The following is a 13128-nucleotide window of genomic DNA, read 5'->3' as shown; positions in this document are numbered from 1 at the left end:
AGCTATTGCGATTATTAGCAAAATATGAGATATAAATGATAGGTTGCATATGCAACCATAAAAAGCAAGCACAGATAGATTGCACCCATGCCGGCAATGCGCCCGCCAGTCTCTGGCGGCGATGATACCGCTTGCGAAAAACCGATGATTTTAGACATCAGCAAGACATCAACAGATCAACCGTCGGTCTGAGCCGTTCCAGCTATGCGCATGAAGACATCCCAGGCCGACCAGCCCCGAGGAGGAGGAGCCATGCCTTTCGATCTGACCCAACCGCTTTCATGGGAAAGCGCTGCGGGAGACGCCGCCGTGATGCTCGACGAGCTTCAGCCGAACATCGTCAAGGCCCATACCCGCGAATTCCTGACCATCCTGTTCCTGAAGTTTTCCGACCCCGCCGGCGGTCGCGCGCTGCTAAAGGCGCTGTCGCAGCCGCCGACAGGCACGCCGCTCCTGAAGTCGGCGAGAACCCACCTGCAGGAGGTCAAGGCCTTCAAGGCGACGGGCACCAAGGGCACGCCTTATGTCAGCGTCGGTCTCACCGGCGACGGCTACGCGGCGCTGAATATCCCTGCCCCCAAGATCCCGCCGGACGCCTCGTTCCGATCCGGCATGAAGAATGCCGGCCTGAACGATCCGGCGCCGGCGACCTGGGAGCCGCACTACCGTAACGCCATCCACGCCGTCATCCTCGTCGGCGACCAGATGTCCGGCCCACGCAACAAGGCGCTGACGGCGGTCCGCCACCTGATCCAGGCCGCCCATGGTGTTCAGATTCTCGGCGAGGAAAAGGGCCACGGACTGCACAACAGCAATGGCGACGGTATCGAGCACTTCGGCTATGTCGACGGCCGCAGCCAGCCACTGTTCCTGACCGAGGATATCGACGACGAGCGCCTGACGTCCGACGGCGCCACCAACTGGGATCCCGGCTTCGCGCTGAACCGCGTGATCGTGCCGGATACAGCCGCCCCCGATCCCTCCAGGCACTTTGGCAGCTACTTCGTGTTCCGCAAGCTTGAGCAGAACGTCAAGCAGTTCAAGAAGCAGGAAAAGGCGTTGGCCAAGCGGCTGCATCTGAAGGGCGAGGATGCCGAGCGGGCCGGCGCCATGCTGGTCGGCCGCTTCGAGGACGGCACGCCGCTGACCACCCAATTCGCCGACGGCAACCACCACCCGGTTCCCAACGACTTCGATTATGACAGCGATCCGAATGGCGCCAAGTGTCCGTTCTTCGCTCATATCCGCAAGGTCAACCCGCGCGGCTCCGGCGGCTTCGAACAAGTGGACGTCGAACGCCTGCATATCATGGCGCGCCGCGCCAGACCTATGGCGTGCGCACCGACCAGCCCAACGACGGCCGCATCGAAAACAAGCCGAGCAAGGATGTCGGCCTGCTGTTCATGGCCTTCAACGCCGATATCGCCGAACAGTTCGAGTTCGCACAATCGACCTGGGCCAACAACCCCGGCTTCCCGCGTGTTCCCCCAGGCGCCGGCGCACCGGGCCTAGACCTCGTGATCGGCCAAAGCCCCAACCCGCGCCCGGACATCCACTGCCCGGTCGAATGGGGCGGCTCGACCACCGCGACCACGACCGCGACACCGCAGGCGGTGACGATGAAAGGCGGCGAGTATTTCTTCATGCCGTCGTTGGCGTTTTGTCGGAGTTTGTAGGGGGTGTCGGTCAAGGGCGGCGGCGTGACCGCCGCTCTGTCGGCATGATGTAGGTTTCACATCAGCAATTCACGAAAAATCATCACAACAATTTTCCCCGCGCCGAAACCCCGCCCTACAATGTCGGCGTCCCGTCATCGGATACCCCGGCAGGCGTGCCGGCGAGGCGGGATCGGCGCGGAGCGTGAGGGTAGGACGCAAAACTTCACGGTCCGGGTCCGCGGAAAATGATCTCCCTCCGGTGACGGCGGGTTCTGTCGCAAGACGGGCCTGAGTTGAACCCGGACGTGCCTGTGAGGCACACATGGTTCCGCCGCGAAGTTGGGCGGAAAGGCAGAGAGATCGGAGTCGCGGATAAAAACCGCCGAACGGGGCGCTGGGAAGCGCCATATCTTACTTACTCCATCGAGGTGATTTCCAGCGCCCCGTCCGAGTGAAGTGCATGGTTGAAACCACGGGCTTTCGGGCGGCGTGGGGTTTTTGGTGTGCCGTGGAGACCTTGTGCCTACCCCCTCAAGCGCTGACCGCATCCTCCGCCACACCCGAGAAATCCACCGCCGCGAAAGCCGCCGCGATCACCTCCGGCCCGGCCCCGGCCTTCACCGCATCGGTCGACAAGATCTGCCGGTAGCGCCGCGCGCCCGGCAGGCCGGTGAACAGCCCCACCATATGCCGCGCCACCTGCTGCAGCCGGCCGCCATCGGCGATATGCCGCGCCGCGTAGTCCATCATCCGGTCGCGCAGCAGCTCGCAGTCGAAGGCCTGAGCCTCCGCCCCGAAGAAGCGGTGATCGACATCGGCAAGCACGCCGGCATTCTGATAAGCCGCCCGCCCGAGCATCACGCCATCGACATGCCGCAGATGCTCTTCGGCCTGATCCAGCGTCTGGATGCCGCCATTGATGCCGATGAACACATCCGGCCGCGCCTGCTTTGTGCGGTAGACGATGTCGTAATCGAGCGGCGGGATTTCGCGGTTTTCCTTCGGCGACAAGCCCTTGAGCCAGGCCTTGCGCGCATGGATCCAGATCGCGTCGGCGCCGGCATCGAGCACCCGGTCGAGAAGATCGGGCAGCGCCTTCTCCGGCTCCTGCTCGTCCACCCCGATCCGGCACTTCACGGTAACCGGCGCCGAGGACACCTTTTTCATCGCCCGAATGCAATCCGCCACGACATCGGGCGTCAGCATCAGGCAGGCCCCGAAGGTGCCCGATTGCACCCGATCCGAGGGACAGCCGACATTGAGGTTGATCTCGTCGTAACCATAAGGCGCCGCGATCTCCACCGCCTTCACCAGCTTCTCCGGATCGGAGCCGCCCAGCTGCAGCGCCACCGGATGCTCGGCGGCATCGAAAGACAGCAACCGCTCGCGCGGCCCATGGATGATCGCGTCGGCGACGACCATTTCCGTGTAGAGCAGCGCGTTGCGGCTGATCTGCCGGTGGAAGTAGCGGCAATGCCTGTCGGTCCAGTCGATCATCGGCGCGACGGCGAAGACCGGCCGCTTCGTTTCGAGCGCCTGTTTGTAGAAATGCGATGTGGTCATGCCGCGCTCATAGCGCAAAGCACATGAAAACGCCAGTTTCCCCGCGCAGGGCAGCAATGTCGGAACGTGATCACAACCGCGTATGACAAAGATCCCTCCCCACCCTCCCCACAAGGGAAGGGCTTGACTCGGCCGCTCTGTCGAACCTCAAATTGAGGCAGGCAGCTGCCACGGGTCCTCCCCCCTTGGGGGCGCGAAGCGCGGGCCGAGACCGTTGGCTCGGCCCCGGCAGGCCGGCAGGCCAGAGAGGGTGTTGGCTCACAAGCGATTGAGGTCTTCCACGCTTCCCCCCGCTTCGCTTTTGCGGCTAAGATGACCGGACTCACGGAAACAGCAAGAGCATCCTCCATCCATGTCAACGTCCCTCTCCTCTTCCGCCCCGGCCGCCGGCACCGTCATTCCGCTTCCCGCGCCCGTCCTCATCCCCGTCGAAGGCACGTCCGATCGATTTCCGGTCCGCCGCGTTTATTGCGTCGGCCGCAACTATGCCGACCATGCCATCGAGATGGGTCATGATCCGAGCCGCGAGCCACCCTTCTTTTTCCAGAAGAACGCCAACAATCTCTTGTCCGACGGCAAGGATTTCCCCTACCCGCCGCTGTCGAACGACGTCCATTTCGAGGTCGAATGCGTGCTGGCGCTGAAGGCCGGCGGCAAGGATATCGCGCTCGAGAACGCGCTCGATTGCGTCTACGGCTATGCCGTCGGCATCGATTTCACCCGCCGCGACCTGCAGGCGGACGCCAAGAAGCTCGGCCGCCCGTGGGAGCTGGCGAAGGCCTTCGAACATTCCGCCCCGGTCTCGGCGATCGTCCCGGCGGCAAAGCTCGGCCATCCCGACGCCGGCCGCGTGTGGCTCGATCTCAATAACAAGCGCGTGCAGGATGGCGATCTCAACCAGATGATCTGGAAGGTGCCTGAAATCATCGCCGAACTGTCGAAGCTGTTCGAACTCGCGCCCGGCGATGTGATCATGACCGGCACGCCGGCGGGCGTCGGTGCCGTCAAGCGCGGCGACCATATCGATTGCGCCATCGACGGCATCGCCAAGCTGTCGATCGACGTCGCCTAAGGAGGAATGACCATGCCGATCTATGCGCTCTCGGGCCACGAACCGGATCTGCCGCCATCAGGCACATACTGGATCGCGCCCGATGCGCATGTGATCGGCAAGGTCACGCTTGGGCCCGATGTCGGCGTCTGGTTCGGCGCGGTGCTGCGCGGCGACAACGAGCCGATCACGGTCGGAGCGGCCACGAATATCCAGGAAGGCGCCATGCTGCACACCGATCCCGGTCATCCCGTCACGATCGGCGAAGGCTGCACCATCGGTCATCATGCCATCGTCCATGGCTGCTCAATCGGAAACAATTCGCTGATCGGAATGGGCGCCACGGTGCTGAACGGCGCCAGGATCGGCAACAACTGCCTCGTCGGCGCCAATGCGCTGGTGACCGAGGGAAAGGAATTTCCCGACAATTCCCTGATCGTCGGCTCGCCCGCCCGCGCCATCCGCACCCTCGACGAGAAGGCGATCGAAGGGCTGAGGCGCTCGGCGGAAAAATACGTCGCCAACTGGCAGCGTTTCGCCCGCGATCTGAAGCGGCTGGATTAATGGATCAAGCCGCGCAGGCCTCGCAAAGCCCGCGGATCTCGATCGTCGTCTTCTCGGCCTTGAACTTCCTGGCCTTGGTCCAGTCCGTCAGGCGATTGTCGACCTCGTGGTCGTGGAACTCCATCACCTGGCCGCAGCTCTCGCAGATGGCGAAGGCGACGATGCCGTGCTTGTGGCAGTTCTCGCCGGGATGGGCGCAGGCGACGAAGGAATTGATGCTCTCCAGCCGGTGCACGACGCCGTATTCGAGCAGCTTTTCCAAAGCCCGGTAGACCTGCAGCGGCGCACGAAAGCCGTGGTCGCGCAGCTTGTCGAGAATGGTATAGGCGCTGAGCGGGCCGTCGGCCTTTTCGAGGACGTCGAAGACAAGCGCCTGATTCTTGGTCAATGCGGGTGCGCTCATGAGCCTTGTCCTTCCGTGACCGCTTGGCCCCGCCCGAGCTTGGGCAGCAGGCTGAAAATGAAGAGAATGAGAGCCGCGACCACGATCGACGGGCCAGAAGGCGTATCGTAAGTCAGTGAGCCGAACAACCCGCCGACGACGGCAATCGCCCCGATCAGCGAGGCGAAAACCGCCATGACCTCCGGTGTCGAGGCAAAACGACGGGCGGCGGCGGCCGGAATGATCAAAAGCGATGTGATCAGCATGATGCCGACGATCTTCATGGCGATGGCGATGACGACGGCCATCAGCAGCATGAAGAACAGCCGCGCCCGCTCCGGCTTCAGCCCTTCGGCCTCGGCAAGCTCGGGATTGACGGTCGAGGCAAGCAGCGGCCGCCACAGCCACGCGATCGCACCAAGCACCAGAATGCCGCCGCCCCAGATGAAGGCGATATCGGCCTTGGAGACCGCGAGGATATCGCCGAACAGGAAGGCGATGAGGTCGATGCGCACCCACGTCATGAAGGCGACCATCACCAGTCCGATCGCCAGCGTCGCATGCGAGAGGATGCCGAGCAGCGCATCGGCCGACAGCGCCTGGCGCTTCTGCAGCAGGAGCAGCAGGATCGAGACGGCGGCCGCGACGACGAAGACCGAGAGCGTCAGGTTGAATTGCATCAGCAGCGACAGCGCCACGCCGAGCAGCGCCGAATGCGAGATCGTATCGCCGAAATAGGCCATGCGCCGCCAGATGATGAAGCAGCCGAGCGGCCCCGTGGTCAGCGCCAGGCCGATACCGGCAATGATGGCGCGGACGAAGAAATCGTCAAACATGGCGCTCTCCCGCCGGATGCTTATGCCCCTGCCCGTCATCGGCCGTATGATCGTGAGCGTGGCCACGGCAAGCATGCCCGTGCTCATGATGGGCATGATCATGCGAGTGGCCCGAACGATCATGACCAGCGTGATCATGGCCACGGTGATGACCATCCTCGGGATGGCAATGATCCGTCACCGAGCCATCCGCATGCAGAACGCGGCCGTCGGGGAGATGCGTATGATCGTGATCGTGACTATAGACGGCAAGCGACTGCGCCGCGCGGCTGCCGAAGAGGCTTACATACTCGGCACTCTGCGTCACCGCCTGCGGCGTGCCCCGGCAGCAGACATGGCCGTTGAGGCAGATGACGGTATCGGTCGCCGCCATCACCACATGCAGGTCGTGCGAAATCAGCAGGATGCCGCATCCCGTCGTGTTGCGGATCGTCTTGATCAGGTCGTAGATCGCGATCTCGCCGGAAAAATCCACGCCCTGCACCGGTTCGTCGAGAACGAGCAGATCGGGCTTGCGGGCCATGGCGCGCGCCATCAGCGCCCGCTGGAACTCTCCGCCGGAGAGATGCTGCACCTCGGCGTCGCGCATATGGGCGAGACCGACGGCACCGAGCGCCTCGTTCATGTCGCTGTCCGACAGCGGTCCCGTCAGCGTCATCAGCCGGCGAACGGTGAGCGGCAGCGTCCAGTCGATAGCGAGCTTCTGCGGGACGTAGCCGACCTTCAGGCCGGATGCGCGCGTGACCTTGCCCTCGTCGGGCCTGATCACGCCGATCGCGGTCTTCACCGTCGTCGACTTGCCGGACCCGTTGGGGCCGATCAGCGTCACGATCTCGCCGCGCGAGACCGAAAAGTCGACGCCGCGAACCAGCCAGCGGCCGCTTCTGCGGACACCGACATTGGAAAGCGAGACAAGTGGCCTCGCCTCGGAAGTTGCGGGTAATGGCATCGTTTTTCCGAAAGTGCTGTTGGGGGTTGCTATCGCACATGTTATAGCATAACGCAATTGATGTAATAACATTACACACGCAAATCAAGCGGAGCAGATACATGAAGCTTTCAAGCGCCCTTGGCCTGGCACTCCCGGCCCTCCTCCTTGCCGGCACGGCGCACGGCGCGGACGCACCCGTCGTCGTCACCTCGATCAAACCGGTGCACTCGCTCGTCTCCGCCATCATGCAGGGCGTCGGCACGCCGGAGCTGATCGTCGATGGCGCCGCCTCCCCGCACACCTATTCGATGAAGCCGTCCAATGCGCGCGCGCTGCAGAACGCCAAGGTCGTCTTCTGGATCGGCCCCGGCCTCGAGGTCTTCCTGGCAAAGCCGCTGGAAACGCTCGGGACCGATGCCAGCATTGTCGAACTCGACAGCGCGCCGGGCCTGACCAGGCTCAAGTTCCGCGAAGGCGGCGCCTTCGAGGCTCATGACGATGGCGACGACGATGACGGCGATAAGAGCGGAACCGACCATGATCACGGCCATGGCGCCTTCGACACCCATCTCTGGCTAGACCCCGTCAATGCCAAGGCGATGGCCGCCGAGATCACCACAACGCTCGTCGCCGCCGATCCCGCCAATGCCCTTGCCTACCAGGGCAATGCCGAGGCGCTGAACGCCAGGCTCGATGCGCTCGACAAGGAAATTTCAGGCATCGTGTCACCGGTGAAGGACAAACCCTTCATCGTCTTCCACGACGCCTATCAGTATTTCGAGCACCGCTATCATGTGCGCGTCGCGGGCTCGATCACCGTGAGCCCGGAAACCATTCCCGGTGCGGAGCGGATCGCCGAGATCCACAAGAAGGTAGTCGACCTCGGCGCCACCTGCGTTTTCGCCGAACCGCAGTTTCAGCCGCGCCTCGTCGACGTCGTGCTCGAGGGTACAAGGGCAAGGGCGGGCGTGCTCGATCCCGAAGCCGGTACGCTCGACGCCGGTCCGGATCTCTATTTCACGCTGATGCGCGCGATCGCCAATAATCTGAAGGATTGCCTGTCACGCGAAAGCTGAGACCGGCCCACTGCATAGGAAAAGGGCGGCCGAAGCCGCCCTTTCCCGATCAATATCCGATCAAGCCCATCGGCCGATCAACGGCCGCTGATGATGTTAGAGATCACATTGCCGGCAATGCTAATCATCAGATAGTCGTTGTCGACCCGGACCCAGCGATAGCCGCGCGGCGGCGCCGAAAGGCGGTAGCGGCGATAATCACGAACGTCCTGCATCCGGCGGCGCTCTGCAGCGCTCATGCGCTGGCCACGGTTCCATTTATACTTGGTGACCCTGACCTCGCGCTCCACGATGACGGGACGACGGTAATCCTGCCCGACGGCCGGTCGGCGGTGATCCTGCGTGGCGGCTGGTCGGCGGTGATCCTGCGCACTCGCCTGGGTCGCGGCCATCAGCGGCGCGGCCAGGAAAGAAGCGGAAAGAAGAACGGCGAACATCTTTTTCATTGGGGGTTCCTCGTTTTGAACACACCCCATACCTAGCCCCGAAATAATGAACCGAAACTGAAAATTTGATTAAATTTCCGTAATCCTCACAATGTCTTATTAAAATATCCTAATGTTCGTATAGAACGAACGCCATCGCAATCACATCAAGGAAACGCCCGTCGATACGGACTGCCTGCCTGCCAATTCCTTCGCGAGCGAAACCGACACGCTCATAGAGACGAATGGCGCGGACGTTATCGGCGTGAACGTTGAGCTCGATACGAACCAGTCCCTTTGCCAATGCATCGTCGATCGTGACCCTGATCAGCCGCTCCCCGAGCCCCTGCCCGCGAAAGCCCGGAAGAATGCCCATTCCGAGCGCGCCGCCATGCGCATGAACCGGCTGAGAGTGCCGGCGAATGTCGCACCAGCCGACGACCGCGCCTTCCGAGCTCGCCACGAACTGCGAGTGTCCATGGGCGATCATGTCCCGAACGAAGTCACGCGTGCTCTCGAGCGGCGGTGCCTCCAGAAAGGTCAGGTAGCGGCGCTCGCGGGCAACCGTGTCGAGCGCGTGGTGAAAGCTCTCGATGTGCCGATCCGCGATCGGCTCGATGATGATCTCGCTCATGCCACTCCGCTTAAAGCTCCTCGTAGTTGAACCAGTCGAAATCGGCCGTCTTTGCTCGACCCGACGTGTCGAAGGCGAAGACGCCGGCGAATGCGCCGGTAAACGAGCCATGTTCGCCGCGCCCGCCTTCGTCGGAAACCACGCCGGCGTCGAGCACCGGCCCGATTGCCCGCCAAGCGCCCATGCCCTCCGTCTGCCAGAAGAATTGCAGGTCGTTGTCGCGGATTTCCATGGAGAGCTGGACACGGCCGCTGGCGGGAAGCGCCTCGCCGCTGCCGGCGGGAAAGCTCAGCCGGCCGTTCGGATAGTCGCCTTCGCAGGACAGGATCGTCACGCAACGTCCGAGCGTTTCGTGCAGCGTCACCGCCACTGCATGGAACTTGTGCCTGTTGTAATAATGCGTCAGCCCCGCCACCTGCTGGTAGGTCTCGGGATCGAATTCGACGACCGTCTCGGCCCGGAAGCTGTGATGCTCCTGCCGCCGCGCCACCAGCGCCTGCTCGAACCAGGAGCCGATGCTCTCGCGGGCGATCAGCCTCAGATGGCCGGGCCGTTCCGTGAGGTTGAATATCCGCTCCGGCCTCGGCGTGCGCAGCCACTGAAAGGCGGAGGGAAGCGCGTAACCGTCGAAGCTGTATTCGCTACGCGTCGGCTTCTCGACCGGCACCGCGCCATCAAGTCCCGGAACGGTGACATCCGGAACCACCGTGCCGTTTTCGAGATAGAGCCAGCCGTCGTCCTTCCACACGCATTTCTGCAGGCTGGTTTCGCGTCCCAGCGTGCAGCGTCGCTTCGGCGGCATCGGTCGGCCGCAGAGATGGGTGTGATAGACCTGACCGTCGGGCGTTTCGACATATTGCCCATGCCCTGCCCGCTGCAGAATGGCTTCCGGATGATCCTTCGAGGTGATGAGGTGCGTGTTCGGGTGCATCTCGTAGGGACCGCCGATTGCCCGCGACCGCGCCATCGTCACCGCGTGATTGTAGCCGGTGCCGCCCTCGGCGGTCGTCAGATAATAATAGCCGTTGCGCTTGAAGAGATGCGGCCCCTCGACGAGCCCGAGCGCACTGCCGGCGAAGATGTTCCTGATCGGCCCCTTCAGCGATTTCGTCTCCGCATCCCACTCCTGCAGCAGGATGCCGTCGAAGGCCGGAGACTTCGGCGCGCCGCCGAAGCTCTCGGTGCGGTGGTTCCACTGCATGTTGAGAAACCACTTGCGGCCGTCCTCATCATGAAACAGCGACGGATCGAAGCCCGAGGAGTTCACATAGATAGGCTCCGACCATTCGCCTTCGATCGTTGGCGAGGTCACGATGTAATTATGCGCATCCTTGAAGTTGCCGTCGAAGCGCTTCACGTCGGTATAGACAAGCCAGAACAGCCCGTCGGCACGGGAGAGACAGGGCGCCCAGATGCCGCAGCTGTCGGGATTGCCCCGCATGTCGAGCTGCGATCTGCGCTCGAGCGGCCGCCGTACCAGCGTCCAGTTCACCAGATCGCGCGAGTGGTGGATCTGCACGCCGGGATACCATTCGAAGGTCGAGGTCGCGATGTAGTAATCGTCGCCGACACGGCAGATCGACGGGTCCGGATTGAAGCCCGGCAGGATTGGATTGCGGATCATGGTGACGTCTCCTCCCACAGGCGTGCATTTTGCGGCACGTACATCACATCGGATATGAAAAACGCCCGGAAGATCGTTCCGGGCGCGTCTGCTTATTCGCGTTCGGCGGACTTCGCCCAGAGATTGATGTCGGCCTCGCGGGCGTAACCATCGATCTCCTTCAGCTCCTCGGCGGTGAACTCGAGATTGTCGAGCGCCTTGACGCAATCGACGATCTGCGACGAGCGGCTGGCGCCGATCAGCGCCGAGGTCACGCGGTCACCGCGCAGCACCCAGGCGATCGCCATCTGCGCCAGCGTCTGGCCGCGGCGTTCGGCGATCTCGTTGAGCTTGCGGATGTTGTCGATGATCTGCGGGCGGATGAAATCCTTCTTGAGGAAGTGGTTCTGCGCCGCGCGGCTGTCCTCGGGGATCCCGCCGAGATATTTCGTCGTCAGCATGCCCTGCGCCAGCGGCGAGAACACGATCGAGCCCATGCCGACCTCATCGAGCGTATCGAGCAGCTTGTCGTCCTCGACCCAGCGGTTGAGCATGGAATAGCTCGGCTGGTGGATCAGGCACGGCGTGCCGAGATCCTTGAGGATGGCGGCGGCTTCGCGGGTGCGCTGCGAATTGTAGGACGAGATGCCGACATAGAGCGCGCGGCCGGAGCGCACGATATGGTCGAGCGCGCCACAGGTCTCTTCCAGCGGGGTATCCGGGTCAAAGCGGTGCGAATAGAAGATATCGACATAGTCGAGACCCATGCGCTTCAGGCTCTGGTCGCAGGAGGCGATCAGATACTTGCGACTGCCCCACTCGCCGTAAGGACCCGGCCACATGTCGTAGCCGGCCTTGGACGAAATGATCAGCTCGTCGCGCAGTCCGGAAAATTCGGTGCGCATGATCTCGCCGAAAGCGGTCTCGGCGCTGCCGGGAGGCGGGCCGTAATTGTTGGCGAGATCGAAATGGGTGATGCCGAGATCAAACGCCGTGCGGCACATGTCGATCTTGCGGTCATGCGGCGTGTCGCCGCCGAAATTGTGCCAGAGGCCGAGCGAAACGGCCGGAAGCTTCAGGCCGGAACGGTCCGTGCGGTTGTACTTCATCTTCGAATAGCGGTCGGAAGCCGGTTGCCAGCTCATATGTCCTCGTCCCTCATGTAGAAATGGCGCGGGTTGGTCGCCCGCGCCGGACCATAGACCTTTAGGCACGTACTTCAAGAGTGCCCGTCACGTCATAAGCGCCAATCACTTCAAGAGAGCCAATCACTTCAGAAGCGCTTGGGCCTCTTCGATGCCGAGTGCGGCCGGCTGCGTGCAGGTCGTCGTCAGCTCGATGAAGCGACCTTCGTCACCCGACTTCAGGATCGATGTCATGACATCGACGCCATGCAGCGTGCGATCGAGCGAGCAGCGCGCATCGCGCCCCTCGATGATCGCCATCGCCATGTCGGCCAGACCCGCCGTGCGGTAGTTGGCGCGCGGTCCCTGCGGGCTCTCCTGGTTGAAGATGCCGAAGGGATGCTCCCAGTCGTCGAGCGGCTTGATGTCCTTGTCGCGGCCGCTGGCCTCGACGACGCCGCCGAAAAAGTTCGGATCCGGCACGTAGAGCGAACCATCGGTACCGTAGAGTTCCATATTGGCGTGGCGATGCGACCAGACGTCCCAGCTGGCGGTCAGCGTGACTGTCGCGCCGTTGACGAATTCCAGGATCGCCTGGATCGTCGTCGGCGTTCTGACCGGGATAACCTCGCCGTTGCGCGGTTCGCTGGTGATCGTGCGGGTCGGCGAAGCCATGGAGGTCATCGCGCCGACGCGCTTCACCGGTCCGATCAGGTTGATCAGGTTGGCGATGTAGTAGGGGCCGAGATCGAGGATAGGGCCGCCGCCGGGCAGGAAGAAGAAATCCGGGTTCGGATGCCACATCTCCATGCCCGGGCTCATGACGTAGCATGCGCCCGAGGTGACGCGACCGATGCCGCCCTCGTCGATATACTTGCGGGCGAGCTGATGCGCGCCGCCGAGGAAGGTGTCTGGCGCGCAACCGACGGAGAGGTTCTTCTCCTTGGCGATACGGCGCAGTTCCTCACCCTGCTCGAGGGTGAGAACCAGCGGTTTTTCCGAATAGACGTGCTTGCCGGACAGAAGGATCGCCTTCGACACCGGGAAATGCGCATCCGGGATGGTCAGGTTGACGACGACGTCGACCTCCTCATTGGCGAGCAGTTCCTCGATCGTCTGCGCCTTGACGCCATATTCGGCGGCACGCGCCTCGGCCGCCGACCTGTTGAGATCGGCGCAGGCGACGATCTTGAGCCCCTTGAAGAGCGGCGCCAGCGAAAAGTAGGTGGTGGAGATGTTGCCGCATCCGATGATGCCGACGCCAAGTTCCTTGGTCATGAT

The 13128-nt window shown here is 62.8% G+C and carries 13 protein-coding genes; 4 read left to right on the top strand and 9 right to left on the bottom strand.

What is annotated here, in order from left to right; genetic code table 11:
• Nucleotides 1-252 precede the first annotated feature (252 nt).
• A complete protein-coding gene (locus P3R82_RS15150; protein ID WP_283194439.1) occupies nucleotides 253-1512 on the top strand; it encodes a hypothetical protein in 1260 nt (419 codons plus the stop codon).
• A 677-nt stretch (nucleotides 1513-2189) separates the two neighbouring features.
• Here the strand turns inward: P3R82_RS15150 and dusA are convergent.
• Nucleotides 2190-3221: a tRNA dihydrouridine(20/20a) synthase DusA gene (dusA, locus tag P3R82_RS15145; protein ID WP_283194438.1), complete on the bottom strand. Its 1032-nt coding sequence runs from the start codon at nucleotides 3219-3221 to the stop codon at nucleotides 2190-2192.
• Between the two features lie 352 nt (nucleotides 3222-3573).
• Between dusA and P3R82_RS15140 the strand changes: the two genes are divergently transcribed.
• Nucleotides 3574-4293 (top strand): fumarylacetoacetate hydrolase family protein, encoded by a 720-nt coding sequence (locus P3R82_RS15140; protein ID WP_283194437.1) that lies wholly within the window; start codon nucleotides 3574-3576, stop codon nucleotides 4291-4293.
• Between the two features lie 12 nt (nucleotides 4294-4305).
• Nucleotides 4306-4836 carry a gamma carbonic anhydrase family protein gene (locus tag P3R82_RS15135; RefSeq protein WP_283194436.1) on the top strand — a complete coding sequence of 177 codons (531 nt, stop codon included), beginning with the start codon at nucleotides 4306-4308 and terminating at the stop codon, nucleotides 4834-4836.
• Nucleotides 4837-4840: 4 nt separating this feature from the next.
• On the opposite strand, the gene P3R82_RS15130 is transcribed toward P3R82_RS15135, so the two are convergent.
• The 3 genes from P3R82_RS15130 to P3R82_RS15120 are packed head-to-tail and all read right to left on the bottom strand — an operon-like array spanning nucleotide 4841 to nucleotide 7003.
• Entirely contained in the window at nucleotides 4841-5239 is a 399-nt protein-coding gene (locus P3R82_RS15130; RefSeq protein ID WP_283194435.1) for a Fur family transcriptional regulator, read from the bottom strand.
• Nucleotides 5236-6054: an iron chelate uptake ABC transporter family permease subunit gene (locus tag P3R82_RS15125; RefSeq protein ID WP_283194434.1), complete on the bottom strand. Its 819-nt coding sequence runs from the start codon at nucleotides 6052-6054 to the stop codon at nucleotides 5236-5238. Before P3R82_RS15125 ends, P3R82_RS15130 begins: the two co-directional genes overlap by 4 nt.
• Nucleotides 6047-7003, bottom strand: coding sequence for a metal ABC transporter ATP-binding protein (locus tag P3R82_RS15120; RefSeq protein WP_283194433.1), 957 nt, complete (start codon nucleotides 7001-7003; stop codon nucleotides 6047-6049). Before P3R82_RS15120 ends, P3R82_RS15125 begins: the two co-directional genes overlap by 8 nt.
• Before the next feature lie 101 nt (nucleotides 7004-7104).
• Between P3R82_RS15120 and P3R82_RS15115 the strand changes: the two genes are divergently transcribed.
• The gene (locus P3R82_RS15115; protein WP_283194432.1) at nucleotides 7105-8061 is read left to right on the top strand and encodes a zinc ABC transporter substrate-binding protein; all 957 of its coding nucleotides are present in this window, start codon (nucleotides 7105-7107) and stop codon (nucleotides 8059-8061) included.
• Between the two features lie 77 nt (nucleotides 8062-8138).
• Here P3R82_RS15115 and P3R82_RS15110 read toward each other — a convergent pair whose 3' ends face one another.
• The 5 genes from P3R82_RS15110 to P3R82_RS15090 form a co-directional block, all read right to left on the bottom strand.
• Nucleotides 8139-8507: an RcnB family protein gene (locus P3R82_RS15110; protein WP_283194431.1), complete on the bottom strand. Its 369-nt coding sequence runs from the start codon at nucleotides 8505-8507 to the stop codon at nucleotides 8139-8141.
• Nucleotides 8508-8616: 109 nt separating this feature from the next.
• Nucleotides 8617-9120 (bottom strand): GNAT family N-acetyltransferase, encoded by a 504-nt coding sequence (locus P3R82_RS15105; RefSeq protein WP_283194430.1) that lies wholly within the window; start codon nucleotides 9118-9120, stop codon nucleotides 8617-8619.
• 10 nt (nucleotides 9121-9130) lie between these two features.
• Nucleotides 9131-10744 carry a glycoside hydrolase family 43 protein gene (locus P3R82_RS15100; RefSeq protein WP_283194429.1) on the bottom strand — a complete coding sequence of 538 codons (1614 nt, stop codon included), beginning with the start codon at nucleotides 10742-10744 and terminating at the stop codon, nucleotides 9131-9133.
• Nucleotides 10745-10836: 92 nt separating this feature from the next.
• Nucleotides 10837-11868 carry an L-glyceraldehyde 3-phosphate reductase gene (gene mgrA, locus P3R82_RS15095; protein WP_283194428.1) on the bottom strand — a complete coding sequence of 344 codons (1032 nt, stop codon included), beginning with the start codon at nucleotides 11866-11868 and terminating at the stop codon, nucleotides 10837-10839.
• 123 nt (nucleotides 11869-11991) lie between these two features.
• Complete coding sequence (locus P3R82_RS15090; protein WP_283194427.1) at nucleotides 11992-13125, bottom strand: Gfo/Idh/MocA family oxidoreductase; 1134 nt, start codon at nucleotides 13123-13125, stop codon at nucleotides 11992-11994.
• Nucleotides 13126-13128: the final 3 nt, after the last annotated feature.

Origin of the sequence: Rhizobium sp. AN80A (genome assembly GCF_030053015.1) — a bacterium.
Taxonomy (GTDB): Bacteria; Pseudomonadota; Alphaproteobacteria; order Rhizobiales; family Rhizobiaceae; genus Rhizobium; species Rhizobium metallidurans.
The sequence above is the reverse complement of the archived record's forward strand: the minus strand, read 5'-3'. Positions and strand labels throughout refer to the sequence as shown.